Source organism: Fibrella aquatilis, assembly GCF_017353255.1.
GTDB lineage: Bacteria > Bacteroidota > Bacteroidia > Cytophagales > Spirosomataceae > Fibrella > Fibrella aquatilis.
Genome location: NZ_JAFMYU010000015.1, coordinates 92,998 through 116,008, shown reverse-complemented (window position 1 = coordinate 116,008; position 23,011 = coordinate 92,998). Strand labels below are relative to the sequence as shown.

Annotated in this window: 21 protein-coding genes and 1 tRNA gene; 6 read left to right on the top strand and 16 right to left on the bottom strand. The window is 54.3% G+C overall.

Features of this window, described 5'->3' with window-relative positions; all coding sequences use genetic code 11:
* Positions 1-42: 42 nt before the first annotated feature.
* Entirely contained in the window at positions 43-399 is a 357-nt protein-coding gene (locus J2I48_RS18040) for a hypothetical protein (protein WP_207336875.1), read from the top strand.
* Between the two features lie 121 nt (positions 400-520).
* On the opposite strand, the gene J2I48_RS18035 is transcribed toward J2I48_RS18040, so the two are convergent.
* From J2I48_RS18035 to J2I48_RS18020, 4 genes are all read right to left on the bottom strand, one after another.
* Positions 521-1,162 carry a Uma2 family endonuclease gene (locus J2I48_RS18035; protein WP_207336874.1) on the bottom strand — a complete coding sequence of 214 codons (642 nt, stop codon included), beginning with the start codon at positions 1,160-1,162 and terminating at the stop codon, positions 521-523.
* A 43-nt stretch (positions 1,163-1,205) separates the two neighbouring features.
* Entirely contained in the window at positions 1,206-1,538 is a 333-nt protein-coding gene (gene vapC / locus J2I48_RS28685) for a type II toxin-antitoxin system VapC family toxin (RefSeq protein WP_207336873.1), read from the bottom strand.
* Positions 1,517-1,693 carry a type II toxin-antitoxin system VapB family antitoxin gene (locus J2I48_RS18025; protein ID WP_207336872.1) on the bottom strand — a complete coding sequence of 59 codons (177 nt, stop codon included), beginning with the start codon at positions 1,691-1,693 and terminating at the stop codon, positions 1,517-1,519. The genes vapC and J2I48_RS18025 overlap by 22 nt, the downstream gene beginning before the upstream one ends.
* 150 nt (positions 1,694-1,843) lie before the next feature.
* Positions 1,844-1,916 (bottom strand) — tRNA-Thr (locus tag J2I48_RS18020).
* An 86-nt stretch (positions 1,917-2,002) separates the two neighbouring features.
* Here J2I48_RS18020 and J2I48_RS18015 point away from each other — a divergent pair.
* The 3 genes from J2I48_RS18015 (at position 2,003) to J2I48_RS18005 (ending at position 6,739) form a co-directional block, all read left to right on the top strand.
* The gene (locus J2I48_RS18015) at positions 2,003-3,961 is read left to right on the top strand and encodes an ABC-F family ATP-binding cassette domain-containing protein (RefSeq protein ID WP_207336871.1); all 1,959 of its coding nucleotides are present in this window, start codon (positions 2,003-2,005) and stop codon (positions 3,959-3,961) included.
* A 93-nt stretch (positions 3,962-4,054) separates the two neighbouring features.
* Positions 4,055-5,371, top strand: coding sequence for a type IX secretion system plug protein (locus J2I48_RS18010; RefSeq protein WP_207336870.1), 1,317 nt, complete (start codon positions 4,055-4,057; stop codon positions 5,369-5,371).
* A gap of 108 nt (positions 5,372-5,479) precedes the next feature.
* Positions 5,480-6,739, top strand: a complete 1,260-nt coding sequence (locus J2I48_RS18005) for an Hsp70 family protein (protein WP_207336869.1) — start codon at positions 5,480-5,482, stop codon at positions 6,737-6,739.
* A gap of 97 nt (positions 6,740-6,836) precedes the next feature.
* On the opposite strand, the gene purQ is transcribed toward J2I48_RS18005, so the two are convergent.
* From purQ to J2I48_RS17980, 5 genes are all read right to left on the bottom strand, one after another.
* On the bottom strand, positions 6,837-7,526 hold the full coding sequence (gene purQ / locus J2I48_RS18000; protein ID WP_207336868.1) for a phosphoribosylformylglycinamidine synthase subunit PurQ: 690 nt from the start codon (positions 7,524-7,526) through the stop codon (positions 6,837-6,839).
* A gap of 80 nt (positions 7,527-7,606) precedes the next feature.
* On the bottom strand, positions 7,607-8,590 hold the full coding sequence (locus tag J2I48_RS17995) for a beta-1,6-N-acetylglucosaminyltransferase (RefSeq protein WP_207336867.1): 984 nt from the start codon (positions 8,588-8,590) through the stop codon (positions 7,607-7,609).
* A gap of 6 nt (positions 8,591-8,596) precedes the next feature.
* Positions 8,597-9,532, bottom strand: coding sequence for a bifunctional metallophosphatase/5'-nucleotidase (locus J2I48_RS17990; protein WP_207336866.1), 936 nt, complete (start codon positions 9,530-9,532; stop codon positions 8,597-8,599).
* Positions 9,510-10,250 (bottom strand): 5'-nucleotidase C-terminal domain-containing protein, encoded by a 741-nt coding sequence (locus J2I48_RS17985; protein ID WP_207336865.1) that lies wholly within the window; start codon positions 10,248-10,250, stop codon positions 9,510-9,512. Before J2I48_RS17985 ends, J2I48_RS17990 begins: the two co-directional genes overlap by 23 nt.
* A gap of 97 nt (positions 10,251-10,347) precedes the next feature.
* Positions 10,348-10,788, bottom strand: coding sequence for a response regulator (locus J2I48_RS17980; RefSeq protein WP_310587289.1), 441 nt, complete (start codon positions 10,786-10,788; stop codon positions 10,348-10,350).
* Positions 10,789-11,059: 271 nt separating this feature from the next.
* Between J2I48_RS17980 and J2I48_RS17975 the strand changes: the two genes are divergently transcribed.
* A complete protein-coding gene (locus tag J2I48_RS17975; protein ID WP_207336864.1) occupies positions 11,060-12,322 on the top strand; it encodes a sensor histidine kinase in 1,263 nt (420 codons plus the stop codon).
* Between the two features lie 27 nt (positions 12,323-12,349).
* Here the strand turns inward: J2I48_RS17975 and J2I48_RS17970 are convergent, their stop codons facing one another.
* From J2I48_RS17970 to J2I48_RS17955, 4 genes are all read right to left on the bottom strand, one after another.
* Positions 12,350-12,607, bottom strand: a complete 258-nt coding sequence (locus J2I48_RS17970; protein ID WP_207336863.1) for an efflux RND transporter permease subunit — start codon at positions 12,605-12,607, stop codon at positions 12,350-12,352.
* Positions 12,608-12,723: 116 nt separating this feature from the next.
* Complete coding sequence (locus J2I48_RS17965) at positions 12,724-15,855, bottom strand: efflux RND transporter permease subunit (RefSeq protein ID WP_207336862.1); 3,132 nt, start codon at positions 15,853-15,855, stop codon at positions 12,724-12,726.
* A 105-nt stretch (positions 15,856-15,960) separates the two neighbouring features.
* Complete coding sequence (locus J2I48_RS17960) at positions 15,961-17,064, bottom strand: efflux RND transporter periplasmic adaptor subunit (RefSeq protein WP_207336861.1); 1,104 nt, start codon at positions 17,062-17,064, stop codon at positions 15,961-15,963.
* A gap of 106 nt (positions 17,065-17,170) precedes the next feature.
* Complete coding sequence (locus J2I48_RS17955; RefSeq protein ID WP_207336860.1) at positions 17,171-18,535, bottom strand: TolC family protein; 1,365 nt, start codon at positions 18,533-18,535, stop codon at positions 17,171-17,173.
* Positions 18,536-18,750: 215 nt separating this feature from the next.
* On the opposite strand from J2I48_RS17955, the gene J2I48_RS17950 reads away from it, so the two are divergent.
* Entirely contained in the window at positions 18,751-20,169 is a 1,419-nt protein-coding gene (locus J2I48_RS17950) for a carbohydrate porin (RefSeq protein ID WP_207336859.1), read from the top strand.
* Positions 20,170-20,175: 6 nt separating this feature from the next.
* On the opposite strand, the gene J2I48_RS17945 is transcribed toward J2I48_RS17950, so the two are convergent.
* The 3 genes from J2I48_RS17945 to J2I48_RS17935 all read right to left on the bottom strand — a co-directional run bounded on the left by J2I48_RS17945 (position 20,176) and on the right by J2I48_RS17935 (position 23,007).
* Entirely contained in the window at positions 20,176-21,090 is a 915-nt protein-coding gene (locus J2I48_RS17945) for a LamG domain-containing protein (protein WP_207336858.1), read from the bottom strand.
* 69 nt (positions 21,091-21,159) lie between these two features.
* Positions 21,160-22,464, bottom strand: a complete 1,305-nt coding sequence (locus J2I48_RS17940; RefSeq protein WP_207336857.1) for an ABC transporter permease — start codon at positions 22,462-22,464, stop codon at positions 21,160-21,162.
* Between the two features lie 105 nt (positions 22,465-22,569).
* Positions 22,570-23,007 (bottom strand): GNAT family N-acetyltransferase, encoded by a 438-nt coding sequence (locus J2I48_RS17935; protein WP_207336856.1) that lies wholly within the window; start codon positions 23,005-23,007, stop codon positions 22,570-22,572.
* Positions 23,008-23,011: the final 4 nt, after the last annotated feature.

The window sequence follows — 23,011 nt, the reverse complement described above, 5'->3', positions numbered from 1 at the left end:
TTGACAAAAAAGATAATTATTTTCATATTAATAGTTTCAACAATGACATCGTGCGACCGTTCGCAGGCAATTGACATGAGCGGTAATTTTGAAAATGGCGAACGTGTTATAGTAGAAATTAATGCCGCAAATCGGTTAGATACCACGTTCCAATTTGACTATGTTCAAAACAGAAATTTTTTCTGGAACAGTATGTATGATCTACAAGATGATAATGCACTCAGGTGTCAATACTTTACAAAATTTAGTAAGATGGATACGACTATTCATTTCAACAATAAAAATGCAGTGGTATGGATGACTATTACACCAAAAAAATTTGATAAAATTGACATTAGGAACGAAAGAAAATTGTCTATTCTTACTCAAAAACAACTAGATTCATTGCCTAGATATTAACAATGTAAATTTGCAACTATAATAGTTGCTCAAGTTATTTAACTCAGGCCGACCGCCGCTGGGCCTGAACTACTATACTTAAACAATCGCTGTTTTTACTATTATATTATTAATGTTTATATCACGCAAATTTCATTTTCTTGTAAACCTCCGCCAGCGAAACATCGTGGGTCAATACGCCAATGCTATCGGTTAAACTGTGGGCGCTGGTGTTGAGCCAGACACCCGGCGTTTCGCTGCGGACAAATGCGCTAACCCAAGGCTGCTCCTGACTCACAAATAACACTTGTTCAAGCGATGGTATTTGTTTGTATGCCTCCAGTTTATCACTCAAATCAAACGCCTGCGTACTCTTCGACAGGATTTCTACGACCAAAATTGGGTTCGTGATTTCTACCGTCGAGAGTTGGCCACTTGGCAAACGCAGGTAATATGGCTCACCCCGAATGATGCTTACGTCAGCATTGAATGAATCGCCTGTGGCTGCTACGTGAATCTTGATACTGCTGGCGCAAACCATAATAGTATCATCCTCATCGAAAAGGATATTGAAGATGGTACTCAGTCGGCTAACCAATGATTCGTGAGGGAGGGATGCTTGCGACATGGATAGAATTTCGCCATTGACATATTCAACATTATACTCGCACTGTTCGGCGAAGTCAAGGTACTCCTCAAACGTGGCCTTCACGTGCAGCACGTCTGGCGCGAGGGCGCGTTCAGCAAGTGTTAATGGCAGTAATGCAGGTGCAGTTGTGGTCATGGCTGAGTATGAGTAATAGCAACAACGGAAAAGCTAAAATACGCTACGATCGACTAGCTTTTAGAGGCGACTGGCTGGCAATTAGATCAAAGTCCGAGTCGTTGTGTAGCAATGCCATGTCGGCCTGTAAGGCGTACTGAGCAATCAAACAATCATTTGCTTTACGAATGGTAACGCCTTTTTTACGCAAGCTGCGATAGAGATCTGCCGCTCCTATTGCTGTTGTAAATGCGTCACACTGAAAGAAATTAAGCGCTAATAAGCTGCTTCGGACAACGTCATATTGCTTATCGTCGCGAACGCCCTGTAACGTTTCCTGTACAACAACAGGTGGTACCCAAATCGGGTAATTACCTATGATGTATGTACTTCCCATGCTACCTTGCCACGTAACGCGAGTAACTGTTGACGTTGTAAGAATTTAACGAAACTGTCCAATGCCATCGTGACTACTTCTTTCTTCGTTTTGGCTTTACTCAACAGCAATGCTTGCTCAATTAGATGAGCATCAAGATCAATGTTGGTTCTCATGAATTGCGACGTTTATACACAAAGATAAGGCATTGTATGTGTATGGCTTATGCTTTCCGCTTCCCCAGCCATTGTGTCAAGGCTGAACCGGTGCCGAAGGGCTACAGGCGGAACATAAAAAAAGAGACACCGTTTCCGATGTCTCCTGTGAGCCTCCTATAGGACTTGAACCTACGACCTATTCATTACGAATGAATTGCTCTACCAACTGAGCTAAGGAGGCGTGCTACTGCTTTTGAGGACGCAAATATAGGGCCAAACTTCACACTGACGCAATGACGAGGGGGCGTTTTTTCGTAAATTTGCGGCATGATTTCCATTACCAACCTCTCGTACTTTCTGGGCAGCCGCGCCCTTTATGATAACGCCTCGCTGCACATTAAACCCGGCCAGAAAATTGGGCTGATCGGGCTGAATGGCACGGGTAAATCAACCCTGCTCCGCATCATCGACGGCGAATACCAGCCTGATGGTGGCACCATCTCAAAGGCGGGCGACGTGACCATTGGCTTCCTCAATCAGGACCTGCTTTCGTACCAAACGCAGGACTCTATCCTGAGTGTGGCGATGCAGGCGTTCGAGCGGCAAAACGCCCTACAAGTGCAGATCGACGAGATTTTGCACGAAATGGAGGTCAATTACACCGACGACCTTGTCGATAAACTGGGGAAGGCGCAGTCTGAATTTGAAGCCCTTGACGGCTACTCGGTGCAGTCGAAGGCGGAAGAAATCATGGAGGGGCTTGGTTTCAGCACCGAAGACCTGCAAAAGCCGCTGCAACAGTTTTCGGGTGGGTGGCGAATGCGCGTGATGCTGGCCAAACTGCTGCTGCAAAAGCCCTCGCTGCTCATGCTCGATGAGCCAACCAACCACCTGGACCTGCCGTCTATTCAGTGGGTGGAAAAATACATTCAGACCTACGAAGGGGCCGTGATCGTGGTGTCGCACGACCGCGAGTTTCTCGACAATGTGATCGATACCACCGTTGAGGTGTCGCAGGGAAAACTGAATTATTACCCCGGCAACTACTCGTTCTATCTGGAAGAAAAAGCCCAGCGCAACGAGATTCAGAAGGGCACTTACGAGAACCAACAGGCCAAAATCAGGCAGACGGAGCGGTTTATCGAGCGGTTCAAGGCTACGGCTTCTAAAGCCAAACAGGCCCAAAGCCGGGTAAAACAACTGGCCCGGATGGACGTAGTCGATGCCGTCATTGACGAGTCGGCACGGGTGAACTTCAAATTCCAGTTTACCACTCAGCCCGGTCGGCATATCCTGCACCTCGACGACGTGACGAAGGCCTATGGCCCCAAACGGATTCTGACCAAAGCCGATATCCGGCTGGAGCGGGGCGACAAAGTGGCCCTAATTGGAGCCAACGGACGCGGCAAGTCAACGCTGCTGCGGATTATCTCCGGCTCGGAACCCGTGAACGAAGGAAAACGCCAACTAGGTCATAATGTGTCGTTTAGCTTCTACGCCCAGCACCAGCTGGAGTCGCTGAACGTGGAAGATAACATGCTGGAAGAGCTGAAATCGGCCAACACCACCAAGTCGGAAGGCGAACTGCGGGGGGTGTTGGGTTGCTTCCTGTTTTCGGGCGACGAGGTGTTCAAGAAAATCAAGGTGCTGTCGGGGGGTGAAAAATCGCGGGTGGCCCTGGCGAAGGTGTTGCTGTCGCAGGCCAACTTCCTGCTATTGGACGAACCGACCAACCACCTCGATATGCAGTCGGTGAATATTCTGATTCAGGCGCTCGACCAGTACGAAGGCACCTACGTGGTGGTGTCGCACGACCGGTTTTTTGTGTCGCAGATTGCCAACAAGATCTGGTATATTGAAGACGAGCAGATCAAGGAATACCCCGGCACATATGACGAGTATGAGTTGTGGATGTCGGAGCGTGGAGCTGAGGGCGTAGAGGGTAGAGTTGACAGCAAGTCGGCACTTATTTCTAAGCCAGTTCCTGCCTCTAAGCCCTCTGCTCTACCCTCTACGCTCAGCGACACGCAGCGCAAAGAGTGGCAGCAGGCGTTGAAAAAGGCCACGCAGCAGGCCTCAGAGGCCGAAGCGCAGATTGGTACACTGGAGGTGAAGAAGCGGAAACTCGAAACCGAACTGGCCGACCCTGCAACATACGGTACCAACGGGGCGTTACAAATCCGACAAACCGACTACCAGCGCCTCACCCGCGACCTGGAAGCCCTTCAGCAGCAGTGGGAAAACGCCATGCTTGAAGCCGAAGAGCTGGAGGCTAAGCTGAAATGAACAATGAATAATGAACAATGTACAATGCGTCCTAGGCGAAGCATCGGCATTGGTTACGTTCGGCATCATCGTCTGACAAGTCGGGTAGCCTGCATGCTCTATTGTACATTGTTCATTATTCATTGTACATTCTTTTTTGCCCAGGCTCAGCCCACCGTCGACACGATTATTGATCCCAGGATGGCTACGGTCCTGCTGTACCCCCAGTTAGGCAGCACCGTGGGCGACCCCGCCCGGACATTGAACGTGCCAATTGTGAACATTGACGACCAGGTAAATACGCCCCTGGTGCTTGAATTCGATGATTTAACGGCCGTTTACCGCAACTTCCGGGCGAAGATCATCCACTGCAATGCCGACTGGAAACGCTCGGTGCTGAACGACGTGGAGTTCACCTATGAATACAACGACAACCCGATCACGGAGTATCAGGTGTCGGTGGCGACCAAAATACCCTACTACCACTACCGCTACGCTGTGCCGCGACTGAAGCTGCCGGGCAACTATGTGCTGGTGGTCTACAACGAGCAAAACCAGGAGCAGATCCTGTTTACGCGCCGGTTCCGGCTCTATACACAACGGGTGAACGTAGCCGCCGGGGTGCGCTTCTCTACCGACATCAGTCGGCAATACAACGATCAGCAGATCGAACTCTCGCTCGACTACCGGGCCTATCAGGCGCAGGTGACCTCGCCGCAGGATGATTTCAAGGTGGTGATCCGCCAGAATTACCGCGACGACCGGTCTGTGTATAACCTCCGCCCCACCAACGTGCGGGTGTTTGACCAGCTACTTGAATATCGCGCCCTCGACCTGCGCAACACCTTCCCCGGCGGCAACGAATTCCGCTATTTCGATACGCGGACTCTGTTTTCAAGGGCCAACTATGTCGAGAAAATCAGCCGCCTGGCCGACCGTAACGTGGCCTATGTGCAGGCCGGGCGACCGCGCAGCCCGCAGGCCTACACGCAGTTCGATGACTTCAACGGCCTGTTTGTGGTTGACCACCTCGAATCGCATAACGGGTCTGTCGAGGCCGACTACGCCGAAACGGTCTTTACGCTGCTGATTGACGAGCTGCCCAACGTGTCGGTGTATGCCAATGGGGCGTTCAATTTTTGGGCCTTGAACGATCGCAACCGCCTTACCTACGATGCCGCGCTGGGTGGCTACCGGGGCACAATCTGGCTCAAGCAGGGGGTGTATAACTACGATTACGCCGTCACGGGCGTGGTGCCGCCCATCAGCCGCTCTGGCGTGGGGCCAACCATTGGCAATGAGTCGCTGATTGAGGGCGACTTTTCGCAGACCGAAAACGACTACGAGATTTTCGTCTACCAACGTCCGCCCGCCGCCCGCGCCGACCAGCTAGTTGGCTATCAGAAAATTAGCTACGGCAAGCGGAAATAGGGCTAGTGTGTGGCTTCGCACTGTGGCGTATTGCTGACGTATAGCCACACATTAATAGTTAACCCTCCCCTGCGTACCTTTGCGCCCTTTTTCCACTACAGAAACGGGATGAACACGTATTCGTGCGGGATTGATTTTGGTACGTCAAACTCAAGTATTGCCTTAAACAAAGCCGGTGAGGTCAGCCTGGTGCCGGTTGAAAATAACTCCGTAACCATACCTAGTGCCCTGTTTTTCCGGCAACATGACAATAAAGCCTTCTACGGGCGTAGCGCTATCGAGCATTTTCTGGACCGCGAGCCGGGCCGGTTCATGCGGTCGCTAAAGCGGGTGCTGGGCTCGTCGGTGATGAAGCAGAGCACGTTAGTCAACGGCACGGCCATGTCATTTACGACTATCATTGCAGGGTTTCTGCGGGAGTTAAAACAAAAAGCCGATGCCGCCGTCGGGCAGGACTTAACCTGCGTGGTGATGGGCCGGCCCGTTCACTTTGTCGATAACGACCCCGCCGCTGACGAACGGGCAGAAGCTGAACTAACCGCCATCGCGCAACGCATTGGTTTTCAGCATATTGACTTTCAATTTGAACCTATCGCTGCTGCTTTTGCGCACGAAGTCAACGTGCGCGGCGAGAAACTGGCTCTGGTAGTGGATCTTGGCGGAGGCACGTCTGATTTCACCGTTATCCGGCTATCAGACCAAGCCCTTCATAAGGCAGACCGGTCGGCCGATATTCTGGCCAATACGGGCGTTCGGGTGGGGGGTAATGATTTCGACAAGGCGCTGAGCCTGGCAGCCATTATGCCCGAACTGGGCTTCCGCAGCACCTATGGCGAAAAGGGGCTGGAAGTACCGCTGAAACCGTATCAGGACCTGGCCGAATGGAGCAAGGTAAACTTTCTGTATACGCCCAAACTGATCTCGCAGATCAGACAGTTGCTCTACCAGTCGCACGACAAAGTACGGTTTGGGCGGCTGTTGCAGGTGCTGGAAGAAGAAACGGGCCACACGCTGCTCTCAGGCACAGAAACCGCGAAAATTGCCCTCACAGATCAGCCTGAGCACCTGGCCGCGCTCGATTTTATTGAAGCTGGGTTCACTATCCCCATCCTGCGCACCGTTTTCGACGAAGCCATTGCCACCGACGTAGCCCGCATTTCGGCGTCGGCGCAACAGTGTATTCAGGAGGCGGGGGTGCGCAACGACGCCATTGAACTGGTCATCCTCACGGGCGGCTCCACCGAAGTGCAGGCCATTCAAACCGAGTTCCGCAGGCTCTTCCCCCAAGCCGCCATCGCCGATGATAACAAGCTATCGAGCGTTGGCCTCGGCCTTGCCTACGACAGCCGGAATAAGTTTGGTGGTTGATCAGTTGGTGGTTTGTAATTGGTGGTTGGTGGTTTGTAGTTGCGCTCTAGGTGGCTGACGCTTGGCCCCTAGAGCGCAACTACAAACCACCAACTGATTACGCCAACACCGCCGTTAACAACTGCTCCAGGATAATCCGGCCGTCAGTGTTGCCCAGGGCGGGGTCGGCGGCGCGTTCGGGGTGGGGCATCATGCCGAAGACATTGCGGCGCTCGTTGCAGACACCGGCAATGTTGCTCAGGCTACCGTTAGGATTAGCCGCGTCGGTGATATTACCGGCCTCGTCGCAGTAGCGGAATAACACCTGATCGTTGTCGTTCAGACGAGCAAGTGTCTCACTATTAGCGAAATAGCAACCGTCGCCGTGGGCGATGGGAATTTTGTAGGCCCGGTCTTGGTCGAGGCCCGCCGTGAGCAATGCACTGCCCGACTGAGGCTTCAGATAAATGTTTTTGCAGACGTATTTCTGGCTGGTGTTCCGCAGCAGTACGCCGGGTACCAGTTGCGCTTCGGCCAGAATCTGGAAACCGTTGCAGATACCCATCAGGTAGCCGCCACGGTTGGCATGGGCAATGACCTCGGTCATGATGGGCGAAAAACGAGCTACCGCCCCCGTACGCAGGTAGTCGCCGTAGGAGAACCCGCCGGGCAAGATGATTAGGTCGCAGCCCTGCAAGTCGTGGTCTTTGTGCCAGAGCTTAACCACCGACAGATCAAGGCTTTCAAATGCATCAACCGCGTCCTGATCGCAGTTGGAACCGGGAAAAACAACAACGCCAACTTTCATAGAGCAAAGATAACTAGGTGGAACACGGATGACACGGATTGAGCGGATAACACGGATTTTTTTTGGACAGGATTATCCGCTCAATCCGTGTTATCCGCGTTCCCTTTAACAAACTGCTTCAGCAGCTCCCCCGACCGGTTTTCGTCGAATTTGCGGGCGAAGAGGCAGTCGGTGTAGCGCAGGGCGTCGAGGTCGCGCTCGTCGAGGATGGCGGGCAGTTCGCGCGTGGGCGACCAGTCCATGTAGGTGAGGTGGAAAGATTCTTCGTGCAGCAGGTGGTCGGCTTGTTTGTCGGCGGCGGGGGTGTTGCGGCTCCAGGCTTCGTAGGCGGCCTTCCGGTTTGCCCTATCGGCGTAGGGCGAATGTTGGAGCAGCGTCTGGAAAACCAGTTCATCGGGCGAATCGGTATGGCGGAAAAAGCGAACCAGATCGGGCCGATGAGCCAGCGTATCGACCACATAACCAGCCGATTCGGGTCGCAATGCCCACCACTGCGCCCCACCGTAGGGGATCATTGGTCCGCCATCGGAAGCCGCGGGCAGGGCTTTTTGCCGAAAGGCCCCGCGCAGGGTACGGCGATAGATGCGCAGCAACAGGTGCGACCAGCGGGTGTGGCGGCTGTTGAGCCAAAAATAATCGTGGAAGTACCGAAAACGCACTTTATGCAGCCACGAAGGCCGGTCGGCCAGTCGCCAGAAGCTGTAAAAATCGGTTTGTTGTTGGGCAAAAAAACCAATCAGGTCGAAAGCTGAGCAGAGCGGAAAACTATCGCCGGAGAGCAGTTTCAGGTAGCGAAACGAATAGCCCGATTGCCCCGCTGCCCGGATCAGGGCTAGTTCGGCTTCCACCATGCTATAGCCTTTGTGCCAGACCGTTAGGCGTTCATCAATAAACGCCAGCGATTCGGGCCAGTCGCGGCAAGCCATGAAGGTAGCGAGGTCTACACGGGCGTCGAGGTGTACAAACAGGCGGGCCTGCGGGTGGGCCAGCGCGAGGGCCAGTCTATACAGCATACCCGGCTGCCGGTGAGCCAAAATTAGGTAAGCAACGGTGTGGGTAGCCATGCCCTTCTACCCCACCGGTACCACCTGCGTGCCGCCCACCACAGGTGCTTTTCCCGGCTCGAAGGTCAGGTCAATACGGCCCAGGTTGATACCCGCAAAACCCACCTGGTTAATCAGCATGGGCTTTCCGTTGGCGTTATTAACAGTCACGGGCGCGTCGAGAAACGTATGCGTATGCCCGCCAATGATGAGGTCAATGTCCTTACTCTTAGCGGCCAAGACCTGATCCGACACCGTGGCGTCGGGGTATTTGAAGCCCAGGTGCGAGAGACAGATGACGTAGTCGCATTTTTCTTCCTGCCGCAGCCGACGGGCCATGTCGGTGCTGATGTCGATAGGGTCGAGGTAGCGGGTTTCTTTGTATAGGTTCTCAGGAATCAGGCCTTTAGGCTGGATGCCGAGGCCAAATACGCCGACGCGAATGCCGTCTTTTTTGAACACCTGCCAGGGCTTGGTGCGGCCATCCATCACCGTGTTTTTGAAATTATAGTTGGCCACCAGCAGCGGGAACGTAGCCTTGCCAAACTGGTCGCGCATGTTCTCGATCCCCCCGTCGAAATCGTGGTTGCCAATGGTGCCCGCGTCGTAGCCAAGGCGGTTCATGGCCAGCATTTCGGGTTCACCTTTGTAGAGATTGAAGTAGGGCGTTCCCTGAAAAATGTCCCCGGCGTCTAACAGGAGCGTGTTTTTCTGCTCACTCCTTATCTGTTGCAGCAGCGTCATGCGGCGGGCCACCCCTCCTTTACCAGCATTACGGCTGCCGTCCATCGGAAACGGGTCGAGGCGGCTGTGTACGTCGTTAGTGTGCAGGATCGTGAGCGCCGTGGCTTTAGGAGCAGCTTTTGTTGCGGCCAGCAGGGCCTGCGGCAGTGCCGGGGCTATCACGGCCGTGGCACCGAGGTATTTCAGAAACTGCCGTCTATTCGAGTGTGATGCGTCCATCGGCTTGTGGCGTTATGGTTTTTCCGGCTTTGCCCAGTTCCCGAAAATACTCGATCAGGGCATCACGGATGAGGTAATTAACGTTGTCTCGCTGAGCAATGGTTTTCAGAAAATCGGCCCCACCACCGCCGTTGGCCACATAATCGCTCATGGCCACGGTATAAGTCTGGTCGGGCACGATGGCGCGGCCGTTGGTGAGCGTGGCCGACGTAACGGCTTTGTCATGCACCCGTACCCGCACACCACCCACCACCAGGGCGTTGTCGTTAGCAGCGAAATAGGTCAGAAACTGCATCAGCTGCGCTCCTGTGAGCGTCAGTACTACCAGCTGATTATCAAACGGCATCACCTCAAACAAGTTGCCTGTGGTAACGGCCCCAGCGGGCAACCCGTTGCGAATGCCGCCGTAGTTGAGGTGCGATACATCAATGGCCTTGCCATACTGTTTGGCAGCCTGCGCCAGCAGGGCATCGGCCAGGAGATCATCGAGGGCCGATTCGGGAGTACTTTTTTCCAGCCGTTCGCCTATCGTGACCAGCGGCATATTCATGGTCTGGTCGAGCTTCTGCTTATACGGAGCCAGCCAGCGAACAGTACTGCTATCGGCAGGGACGGCGGCATCCACCGCCAGCCGGGCACTCTGTTGCCTGGCCACGTGAAAACCCCGCTGGCAGGATACCGCTGTGAGCAGGCCAACGAAGAGGAGGAGTTTTTTCATTGATAGAGGCAAGAGACAAGAAGTAAGAGGCAAGAAGCAGGAAGTGAAATGTATAGTGGCTACCCCTTGTTTCTTGCCTCTCACCTCTTGTCTCTACTTATTGATTCGGCAGCGTGACGGTTTCCCACCAGTAACGGCGGATGGTTTCAAAGTAGGTGAGCCATTCGGCCTGGCCAATGGGTTTCGAGATAAACGAGCTGGCACCCAACTGATAGGCCTGGGCTATGTCGTCTTCTTCACGCGATACACTCAACACCACCACAGGTGGACGCATGGTGGCGGGCATTTGTTTCACGTGTCGCAAAAATTGCCAGCCATATTCGGCTTTGGGCAAGTACAAATCCAGCAATACCAGCTTGGGTGGCGTAATCTCGTTGGCGACACAGCTATTCAGGTATGCCATTGCCTGATCAGCAGAGTCGGTGAAAACAGGTGTTGTGTTGACCAGGCTACGTTGCATGACGTAGCGGAGTAGCACCTGATGATCGGGGTTGTCTTCAACCACCAATACAGTCTGCGAGCGGGGGGAAATGTTCACGTAGGGGTGTAAAAGTATTTAGCACAACAGCAGTTCATCCGCGTAAAATACGCCAGGACAAGCCAGCCTCTCTAGCAAATATAAGTCGTCAAGGTCGGCTTCAAGTATGAAATTTGTTTAATGTCTTGTTGATAGTAACTAGGCTAATTTAACACCAACAGTACGCAACTACCATAAAATCATTATGTTGAGTACTTTTGCTTACTCTGTTACCACGGCTGGTTAGCTAATAGTTATGTACCACCTTGTTAAGCCTGATTATCATGCCGTTATGCAAAAAGGAACTATTCAAATCGCGTCACAGCTAGCCCAACTGGCCACGTTTCTGTTCAGTCGGCGGGAAGCAGTGCTGACCAATTGGCGCACGATCTGCGAAAACGACCCCAGCCTGACTATCGTGGCGGGTCTTACCCGCGAAGAATTTACCGATCAGGTACCGGTGCTGCTCAACGTGCTTGAAAAACGATTAAGGCAGGAGACCGATGGGCCACTCCCCTACCAGATTGCCCGCGAACACGGGCGCCACCGCTGGCATAAAGGTTACGCGCTTAACGAGTTACTCCACGAGCTGTCGCACCTGCACGAAACATTGCTGGGCGAACTGCGTACGTTCTGGGGGCAATATGCCGAAACCAGCCCCAATGTGCTCATGATGGCCCACCAGCTGGTGGGCACGCTGATTCACGAGGCCATTGGCGGCAGCATTGCCCAATATGACGAATTTCAGAAAGCTGAAGCCACTGAACGTGCCCTTAACCTACAGCGCGCCCTCGATGACGTGAACGAGCTGGTGCGGCAACGCGGAGCCATGCTGCGAGTGGCTTCGCACGACCTGCGCAGTAGTTTCAGCGTGATTCAGGGGGCGGCCTCGCTCCTCGACATGCCCGACAATACGGAACAGGAGCGTACCGAGATGCTGCAAATTCTGAATCGTAATTTTCCCCGCCTAGCCATCATGCTTACCGAACTGATGGACCTGGCGCGGCTGGAAGCCGGTCACGAGAGTATGCAGGTGAAACCCTTCGATGCCGCCGAACTGCTCCGTTCCCTCATCGACACGGCACAACCACTGGCACTGGAGCGCACCGTTTTCCTCACCGGCGACGGCCCCGCCTATCTACCCGTCATGGGCGACGCCACCAAGGTGTTCCGCATTGCTCAGAATCTGCTGACCAACGCGCTGAAAAACACCCTCGACGGTCAGGTTTCGATGTCGTGGTCGCGGGAAAACCAGTTTCGCTGGATCATGAGCATCCAGGATACAGGGCCGGGGTTATCATCGGCAGCGGCCAGCTGGCTGTCTGAGCAACTGCGGCCCGTGACCGAATCGGCGGCGGTTTTCAACGAAAACCTGCCTCCTCAGCCAGCCATTCATTTAGGTGTGGGTGATGTCATTCAGCCTGATGGCGAAGGCATTGGCCTTTATATAGTTAAGCGCCTCTGCGAATTGCTCAACGCCAGCCTCGACGTAGAGACCCGCTCCGGCACCGGCACCCTCATCCGCGTCCGGTTTCCCATTCAGTATGTGAACTGAATAAAGAATGTACAATGTACATTAACATTATGTCCATTGCCCACTGCCACTTCCTTGCGGCGCGTGTAGATGAGGCCGTAGATGACGGGAAGAATCACCAGCGACAGGATGGTGCTGGTGATTCTTCCCGCCAATCATGACCGTGGCCAGGGGCTTCTGGGTTTCGGAGCCAACGCTCGTACTCAGCGCTGCCGGAAACAGACCCAGCGAGGCCATCAGGGTGGTCATCGTAATGGGCTGCACCAGGGCAATAGATCCCTTGCGGATAGGTTCGAGAATGCTCATCCTGCGCTTAACGAGCGCAAAGGGCACGTTGAGCGCAGGATGGGCAATATGCCAAAAAATACGGCGAACCGGTTGGTCAGCGCAAGAGTGACAATGCCACGACCGCCCCCTTCTAACTACATTTGCGGTGCAGCTTTTCGTTTTTGTTGCTTTTTTCGGTCGCGGCGGCTGTGCACCAGGTCATACACAACGGGCAAGATCAGCAGCGACAATACCGTACAGGTCATCAGGCCCCCAATCATAACCGTGGCCAGGGGCTTTTGGGTTTCTGAACCGATACCGGTACTTAGCGCGGCGGGCATCAGCCCCAGCGAGGCCATCAGGGCGGTCATCACCACCGGGCGTACCCGCGAGAGGGCACCCTCACGCACGGCGTCGGCGATGTTCATTCTGTTTTGCAGGTTTTCTTTAAACCGGTTAATCAGAATCACCCCATCCTGCACCGACACCCCGAAGAGACAGATAAAGCCCACCCCCGCCGAAATGCTGAAATTGATGCCCGTAAACCATAAGGCCAGAATGCCACCAATGAGCGCAAAGGGTACGTTGAGGATAATCAGCGTAGCGTCGAGCGCGCTGCCGAAAGTGAAGAGCAGGATCAGGAAGATTACCGTGATGGAGATAGGTACCACCACCAGCAGTGTCTTCTCGGCACGGGTCTGGTTTTCAAACTCCCCGGCCCACCGCATCCGGTAGCCGTCGGGTAGCTTAATCTGCTCACCCACAGACTTTTGGGCCTCGGCGATGGTGCTGCCCAGGTCGCGGTCGCGCACCGAAAATTTGATGGCAATGAACCGGGCGTTGTTTTCCCGGTACACAAACGCCGGTCCCGACTGCCTGCCTATGACGGCCAGCTCTTTCAGTGGCACTTTGGCCCCCGACCGCGTTGGCACCAGCAGGCTTTCAATCTGAGCGGGCGAAAAACGGAACCGCTCGTCGTAGCGCACTTTGATGTCGTAGCGGCGTTCACCTTCGAAGTACTGCGACACCGTTTTACCGCCAATGGCCGTCTCGATCACCGACTGCGCCATCTGGGTCGGCACGTTGTAGAGGGCTAGTTTCTGCGGATCGAGCGTGATGCGAAACTCGGGCTGACCCAGGTTGCGAAACACGCCCAGGTCCTCTACCCCCCGAATCTTGCGCATCACGTTGAGCACCCGCGTGGCTTCTTTGTCGAGCACGTTGAGGTCCTGGCCAATGATCTTGATGGCCATCGACCCCTTCACCCCCGAGACGGCCTCCTCCACGTTGTCGGAGATGGGCTGCGAGAAGTTGAAGGTAGCTCCGTGAAACCGGGCCAGCTTAGCCTGCATCTCCTTGATCAGCGCCTCTTTGGTAATGCTTCGTGTCCAGTCTTCTTTGGGGTAGAGGTCCACAAAGAACTCGTTGTTGAAAAAGCCCGTGGGGTCGGTGCCGTCGTTGGGCCGACCCGTCTGCGAAATCACGCCCCGCACCTCGGGGAACTCCTTGAAAATGGCCCGGAACTTGCGGGTGTAGGCATAGCTTTCGTCGAGCGAGACGGAGTAGGGCAGCGAGGCCCGCACGTAGATCGAGCCTTCGTTCAGGCCCGGCAAAAACTCGGAGCCAATGTGAAACAGGAAAACATACACCGCAAACGCCAGCGCACCCAGGGCAATGCCAATGATGGCTTTGGGCTTCCGAATGGCCCAGTCCAGCGCGGGTGTGTAGCCGTGCGTAAGGCCTTCCACAATGGGATTGTGCCGCTCACGGACGTTTTTACGCAGCAGGATCGAGCACAGCAGCGGAATCAGCGTAAGACTCACGATGAGTGACCCCAGCAAGGCAAAGCCGATGGTCCAGGCCAGGGGGCTAAAGAGCTTGCCCTCTACCTTCTGGAAGGCGAAAATGGGCAGCAACGCCGTAATGATGATCACCTTCGAGGTGAAGATCGATTTGCCCATTTCAGTGGCCGTCTGGGCAATCCAGCTCAGTTTAGCCCGCCCATTGAACTGCATCATGCCCAGGTGCTCGGCGCGCGTAGCCAGCATTACGAACAATCCCTCTACCATCACCACCGCCCCGTCGATGATGATACCAAAATCGAGTGCCCCAATGCTGAGCAGATTGGCCGTCATGCCCCTGATTTTGAGGCAGATGAAGGCAAACAGCAGGGCCAGCGGAATCACAATGGCCACGATGAGCGTGGTGCGCCAGTCGGCCAGGAAGATCAGCAGGATAATGGTGACTAGGAATATGCCCAGAAACACGTTTTCGCCCACCGTATGCAACGTATAGTTGTTGAGCGTGGTGCGGTCGTAGAAGGTCTTGATTCGCACATCTTTGGGCAGAATCGAGCCGTTTAACTCGTCGATCTTGGCCTTCAGGGCGGGAATTACTTCGTTGGGGTTTTCGCCCTTGCGCATCACCACGATGCACTCCACCACATCGTCCTGCGCGTCGCGGCCCACAATGCCCAGCCGGGGTTGGAATGACTCTTTTACAACACCTATGTCACGTACCCGTACAGGCACCCCGTTGACGTTGTCGATGATGATGCCGGCCACATCTTCAGGCTTGGTGAGCAGGCCAATGCCCCGTACCACCAACGATTGGTTGCCTTCTTTAATGATGTCGCCCCCTACGTTGATATTACTTTGTTTAATTGCGTCATCGATGTCGAGTGCCGTAAACCCATAGTTAGCCAGCAGCGTGGGGTTCAGGCTTATTTCAATGGTTTTCACCTTGCCCCCAAAGCTCACCACGTCGGCAATACCAGGCACACTCTTGATCTGCCGCTCGATGACCCAGTCCTGAATCGACTTCAGTTCGGTGATGTCTTGGGTCTTGCTCTCCAGGGTAAAGCGGTAAATCTCACCCGTTGGACCGTAGGGTGGTTCTATTTCGGCATTGGCACCGTCGGGAAGTTCTACATCGGCAATGCGGTTGGCCACGTTGGTCTGAGCCGTGAAATTGTCCACGCCATCGTCGAAAATCATGGTCACCACACTCAGGCCAAACAACGACACCGACCGCAGGGTACTTTTTTTAGGCACCGAGTTCAACTCGGTCTCCAGCGGAATGGTCACAAACCGCTCGATCTCTTCCGCCGACCGCCCCGGCCACTGCGTAATAACGATGACGTTGGTGTTGGTCACGTCGGGAAAGGTTTCCACCGGCGTGTTCATAAAACTGACTATTCCACCGATAATAATCAGCAGTATGCCAAAAAACACCGCAAAGCGGTTTGTCAAGGCAAAAGTGATGACACTGCGAATGAATTTGTTCATGGAAGAGGAGTCAATAGTCAGGAGTCGATAGTCAATAGTCGCTTCGCGCTCGAACCTCCGCAAGCGAAGCGACTATTGACTACCGACTTCCGACTATCGACTTTTTTAATCTGTTAAATCGTTGTATAACAGCAAGCTACCTTCGGTAATGACTGTATCGCCGGGTTTAAGCCCACCGCCCTCCACGAAGGCATACCGCGTTGTATTTTTCTCTACCGTCACCTCCCGCACTTCGTATTTTTCCTTGCCCGTGAGCAAGACTACGTAGTAATGATCGCGGTCGAAGACGACGGCTTTCTGGGGCACCGCCAGTGCATTGCCGGGTGTGCCGCCGCCATTGTTGCCCACATGCACATGAATCGTGGCAAACATGTCTGGTTTCAATAAACCCTCTTTATTGTCGAGCACGATCCGCACTTTCAACACCCGCGCCTGCTCATCCAGCACACTGCTCACATTGTCGATGTGGCCGCGGAAGGTACGATCTGGGTAGGCAAGTATCTGAACGTCAACGGCTTCACCCTGCTTGATCTGCGGAATGTCCTGCTCATAGACGTTGGCCATCACCCAGATCCGTTGCAGGCTCGAAATGGTGTAGAGCGGATTCTGATTGTCGGAACGCAGGTCCTGACCGGTGTTCACGTTCTTTTCCACGATATAGCCGCCAATGGGTGCTTTCACCGTGAAATAAGGCTGTCCATTGGCAGCGTTGGCCCCGCCATACACCCGCAGCACATTGGCCGATTTGCCCAGTTCTTCCTGCGCTTTTTTCAGGTTATTCTTGGCCGTGAGCATATCTGTCTGCGAGGCAAACCCGGCCTTGAACTGCGCTTCCGTATTTTTCAACCCCTGCTGCGCCACTTCCAGGTCAGCCTTATCCGACTGATAATCATTGACATAGTTCGAGATATCGCCCGACCGGATCACAGCCAGGTCCTGCCCTTTCTTCACAAACGTACCCAGCGTGACGGTGGCTTTTTCGACGTTGCCACTCACCAGCGGAAACACCCGCACCACGTTGTCCTGGTCGAAGGTGACGGTACCGTTGAGGGTCAATTCGTTTTCCGGGTTCATCCGCCGCACCGAGTCGGTGAGGTAGCTGGCCGTGGAATCTGCCGCCGAGGTAGGTGCCTCGGCCGCTTTTTCATCCTTCTTGCCGCAGGCTGCCAGCAGCAAGAGGGCCATTATTGAGAGGTGGATTGTTTTCATGGGATCGTGAAAGCGCGAAAGACCGAATGAGCGAAAGAGTGATTTTACTCCTGTAAACCAGCGCGGAATACTATTCCACTCTTTCACTCATTCAGTCTTTCACACTTTAAAAGAATTTCGTATTCGTCACATAGTCAAGCTGTTGCTGACTCTGGAAGAGGTTATTGAGCAGGTTGATGTTGTTGAGTTGAGCCTGTTGATAGGTGCGGATCTTGTCGAGGTAATCGAGCAGGCCAATCACGCGGGCGTTGTAGGCTTTGGTGGCTTCTACTGAAATATTCTGGATCCGGTCGAGGTAGCCGGGGGGGCGGGTGTTTGCCTGGTCGTAGTAGGCATTGAGCTTATCGTAGGCGTTAAGCACGTCGCTTTGCACCACGGCCTGCTGGTTTTCTACGCCTGCCTGCACGCTTTTGGCCGTTAGCTCAGCCGCCCGGATGGCCCCCTGATTGCGATTCCGCACGGGCAAATCCATGGCCACCTGTAGGCCGGTGAAATTGACGTACGCATTACCATATCGTTCAAAAAGAACACCCGTCGTCAGGTCAGGAACACGCCGGGCGCGTTCCAGAGACAGGCTTCTGCTGGCATTGTTTATTTGCTCCTGAGTCAGGGCAAGGTCAGGCCGGTTAGTTAGGGCCGAGTCGAGCGCGGCACTCAGCGCAGGCAATGAGCGGCTGGTTGCGGGGATCTCGGTGGGGAAAATAAACTTAGTTGATGCCTGCTGGAGCAAGATGCGCAGCGTGGCCTGCTCATCGGCAATCTGCCCTCTATAATTTGCTATGTTGGCCTGGAGATCCCGGTTCGACACATCAAGTCGGGTTACTTCATAAGGGGCTACCCCACCTGTTTGTTGAGCAATCCGGTAGGATTCAACCAGCCGTTGCTGCCGGGCCAATTCAGCCTGAAACAAGTTCAGGGCCTGAATGTCGAAATACAGATTGGCATAAGTTGAATAGAGTTGGTAGCGTAGGGAACGTAGCACGTCGCGAAATGCAATCTGGGCCAGCGTTCGGTTGCTTTCGGCCAGCGCAACCAGTTTGCTACGTTTACCTGCCAGCAGAATAACTTGTTGTAGCTGAACAGCAAAGTAGCCGCTGTTGAACGTCTGCGCATTGATGTCTGCCTGAGAGGGCGTAGCCAACGGCAGCACCTTACCCGTGTTGGGATTATATAGGTTTGTCTGAAACCACAAATTGGGGTTGGTCCGCAAGCCTGCCTGTGTAATACTGGCCCCGGCAATATCGATCTGATAACGCTGGGCCAGCAACTGGTAATTTCGAGCCAGCACCTGCTGTTCCAAATCGGGCAAACTGATGCGGAGGGTATCAGTGGCCACAGGCGGGATGGGGGCTTCGGGCGCTTTAGACTGGCCATGAGCGACCAGTGTAATCAAGGTGAGCAGCAGCCAGGGCGGCAAAATTGCTGGTAGCCACCCTCTTGTCAGGCAGCGATGCTGAATCAAAAAAGACATAACGGTTGGTGTATATAATACCTGAAACAGGATAGCCCATAGGGTATATCTCTTTCCGCAGGGCAATTACCCGCCAGCCCGTTAAACACCTATTAAGCACCTGTTAAGAGCGGCTTAAATTTTTAATTCCATCCTTTCACGGTGTTTTAATGCTCAGTTCACTAACCTTTAATCTGTATAAATCACCTTTGTTAACTGCCGTCAAACTACCTACTATGATTGTTTCTATTGCCCGCGCTAGCCGGGCATTTTTGCTCATTAGCACGTTGCTGCTCTTGCTTGTGCTACCCTCAGCAGCGCAAAAAGACAACAACAATAACTACCTCGACTCATCGAAAAACTGGAGTCTTCACTACCAGTTTACTACTATCGTGCAAGGGCATACGGGCTTTCAGGGCGCGGGCTACTCGGGCCGTAACACCCTCAGCGATCTGCCCGACACCACACTCTCGGTGACCACCACGCTTTTTATTGGCCGGAAACTCTGGAACGGTGGCAGCCTGTTTCTCAACCCCGAAATTGCCGGGGGCCGCGGCGTTGGCCGACGCGACCCCACCGACCCTTACAACGAAACACTGTATAACCCAGCTGTAGGCATCGCAGGCTTCCCCAATGGCGAAACCTTTCGCATAGGTAGCTCAAAACCAGGGTTGTACGTGGCAAGGCTGTACGTTGAACAGGTATTTGCGCTGCCGGATGCTCAGCCAGAAAACATTGATTCTGAGGCTAATAAAGTAAACCAGCAACGCCCCGACTCGCGGGTGGTGATCACCGCCGGTAAGTTTTCCATCGCCGATATTTTCGACAACAATGCTTTCTCGCACGACCCCCGGACGCAGTTTATGAACTGGTCGTTGATGAGCTACGGGGCCTGGGACTACCCCGCCAACACCCGTGGCTACACCTGGGGGCTGGCCGTAGAATATGTGCGCCCCGCCTACGAGTTACGGGTGGCCTATAACCTAATGCCCAAAACCGCTAACGGCAATGTGCTCGACTGGAACATTGCCCAGTCGGGTGGACTGACGGTAGAGCTGGAAAGCCGATATCGCTTGCTAAAACGGCCCGGCACGGTACGGTTTCTGGCCTTCCGCAACGTAACCAAAGCCCCCACCTATACCGATGCCATTCAGAAATTGGTAGATGGCGACAACGATCCGCAACGGCCCTATATTTCGAACGGGGAACGCTATGGCGGGGTGAAATATGGCTTCGGCCTTAGCCTGGAACAGCCCCTTGCCCAAAACAGCGGCCTCTTTGCCCGCGCCAGTTGGAACGATGGCAAAACCGCCACCTGGGCCTTCACCGAAATTGACCAGAGCGTATCGGCGGGGGCGTTTATTGCCGGTAGTCGCTGGGGCCGCCCCGAAGATGCTGTGGGCGTGGCGGGCGTCATCAATGGCCTCTCAACAACCCACGCGGCTTTTCTGAACGCGGGCGGCATTGGCTTCATGCTCGGCGATGGCAAGCTACCCAACTACCGCCCTGAGCATATTTTAGAGGTATTCTACAAAGCCCGCGTTACCCGCACCCTGTTCATCACTGGCGACTACCAGTTTGTGGCCAACCCCGGCTACAACGGCGACCGGGGGCCGGTGAACCTGTTTGGCATTCGCACACACGTAGAGTTTTAAACCAACTTATGGACGCCTGATCTGTAGTTTGGCCGTGGCACCCAGCACCACCTGCCCACCCAGCATTTCCTTTACGGTATAGGCGTTGCCCGTTTCGGTAGTGGAAATTTGCACCACGTGCTTCACTACCACAGGGTTAGCCGCCGTGGGTATGCACTGGCACGACCAGGTAGAGGCATCCATCCAGTTGCCCGCCTTGATCGATTGGATCACCCCGTTTTCGGCAATAAACGTGGCCTTCACTTCATCGTCGGTCAGATCGCGGTTATAGAAGCGGAAGTCGTCGAGGTCGCCATTGAAAAAATAGGGCCAGCAGGCCATGCCGCCAATGTATAGATCGCGAGCGTTGGTGGCCGTGAACGTGTTGGGGCTAGCCGAAGCCGCAACAGGTAACCCATTGATATACAGCTTTATAAAAGTACCATTGTAAGACATACCAACGTGCGTCCAGGTGTCGAGGGTGGTGCTGAGGAAATGAGACAGGGAGCCTTTCCAGGTACCCCCGGCAACGTACCCACGCGGGGCGGCCTGAATGACGAGTAACAGACTTAACCAATCGCGGTCGCAGTCTTTCGAGAAGAGCACGTGTGTACCATTAGGCGATGACCCTCCTGAATCACCATCGCGCCCCACAAATGAACGGAGGTTCATCCAGCCGCTAAACGTAAAGCTGTTGGTCAGTTGTAGCGATGTGCTGTTGGCTACAACGATGTTGGCCCCGTCAGAAAAGTGGTAAGCGCTGTTGGCTGTGCCCAACCGGTCGGTGGTGAGAGTGGCCATCCGTACCACGCCATTATTAGTATTACCACTGGCATCGTCGGCATTTCCGTTGAACGGATAGTAGGCAATCAGGCCATTAGTAGGTGCCTGGCCAAACAGGGGGGTAGCAAAAAAGAACAACAGGTAAAGCACTGGCTTCATAATAAGGCTAAGTAGATTTAGTAGGTATTCGGCAAGATACCAGCCGTGTAACTACTTAGCAAGCTGTCACTACTCCTCAGCCAATACCCGCGAGATGTTCATGTGGTAGACGCCCAGCGCGGGTAGGGCTGCTGCCAGTAGGCCAATGACCACCGCCACAATAAGCAAATACCATTCGTCGGGCAAAACGGCTAGGCTGCTGAAGCTGTAGTGATAATTGCCTTCTACAAACTGCGACAGCAACCAAAGGCCGAGGCGGCTGAGCGCCAGGCCCGCCACGAAGCCAATTAGGGCCAATACGAGGCCTTCCAGCAGCAGCATACCAAACAACTGCGCCCGCGTGGCACCCATAGACAGCATCAGGGCCATTTCGTAGCGGCGCTCTTTCAGCGAATTGTAGAGCGATACAAATACACTGATGCCCGCCACCAGAATAATGGCCAGGGCCAGCCCGCGGAGGGTTTCAATGCCCACGCCCAGCAAGTCGAACAGGCGGTTTACTTCAATGGCGGGCAGGGCCGCTTGCAATTTGGGGCTGTTGTCGATACCGCGCTTGAGCATCATGCCCATGGGGTTCCGGAATTTCACCAGCATCGCCGTAATCTGCGGACCAGCGTCTGGCCCAGCTTCGGGGCCTTCGCCGGGGCCACCTTCTTCATCGTCGTGGTGTTCTGCTTTGGGCGTTTTTCCAGCCATTGCACCGGCCATCGGCATCAGGGTTGGTGGTCCGGCGGTGGCTTCGTCGTGGTGGTCATCGTGGCCTTCGTGAATCGCCCAGATGCTCGACACGTTGGTGAGAATTAGTTGGTCACACACGCTGTTGCTGGGTGCCAACAGGCCCACCACCCGGTATTTTTTGTTGCCATGCTCTTCGCCGTTGGCATCAAACCCGTGCTGACTGGCAAACGAATCGCCTACTTTCAGGCCCGTTACCTCGACTACGCGAGGGCCAATAACGACCTCCAGATCAGCCGAGAATGGTTTTCCCTGCGCCACGGTAGCCCCAAACTGATCGAGGTACTTCTGGTTGGTGCCCACAATCCGAAACGACCGGTAGCTGTCGCCCATCGCCATCGGAATAGCCGACTTGATCAGCGGATTGCGCGTGAGCCGCTGCGCCTCGGCCAGCGGGATGTTCCCCACCGGCGAATCGATCTGGTAGATGCTCGACAGGATCAGTTGCAGCGGACTGCCCTTGGCCCCAATCACCATATCGACACCCCGGATATTGCGGCTAAACTGGTCCTGCAACTGCTTGTTGAGCAACAGTAGCAGTGAGATGATGGCAATGCCAAGGGTCATGAGCAGTCCACTCAGAAAACTGCTCAACGGCTTGTCTTTCAGGTTACTCCAGGAAATGTTGGCGAGAGTCATAGAGTGAATGGCGAAAGTGTGAATGGCGAAAGAGTGAAAGTGTGAATGGCGCAACCTGTTCAGATGCCAGTTTTTCGCTCTTTCATTCTTTCACCATTCACTCTTTCACCCAATGTTTTGTGAGAAATGATGACTGCTGATGCGGAAGCCTTTGTTGAGGTAAAGGCGGTGGGCATCGTTGCGTTCGGGGCTGTGGCCAGAGTCGAGCGAGAGCGTGACGCACCCGGCCTGTTTGGCCTGTTGCTTCACAAAGTCGAGCAGGGCACTGGCATAACCGTTGCCACGGTCTTCGGGTTGTGTGCTGAGGTCGTCAATGTAGCAGGTTTTGCCACTGAACAAAAACGTCATGAGCCGGTAGGTAATCGCGGCGGGCGCGGCGGTATCGTTGCCTAGATCGACAAACGCCACACTAACGTGCTCATTAGCTTGCTGTTGCAGCAAAATTGCCAGCGCTGTTTCAGCCGTCAGGTGAGGACGCAGGGTCAGCAGCGCAGGCAGACAGCGGCGCAAATCAGCTTCGGTTTCGGCGATATGTATGGTCATGACA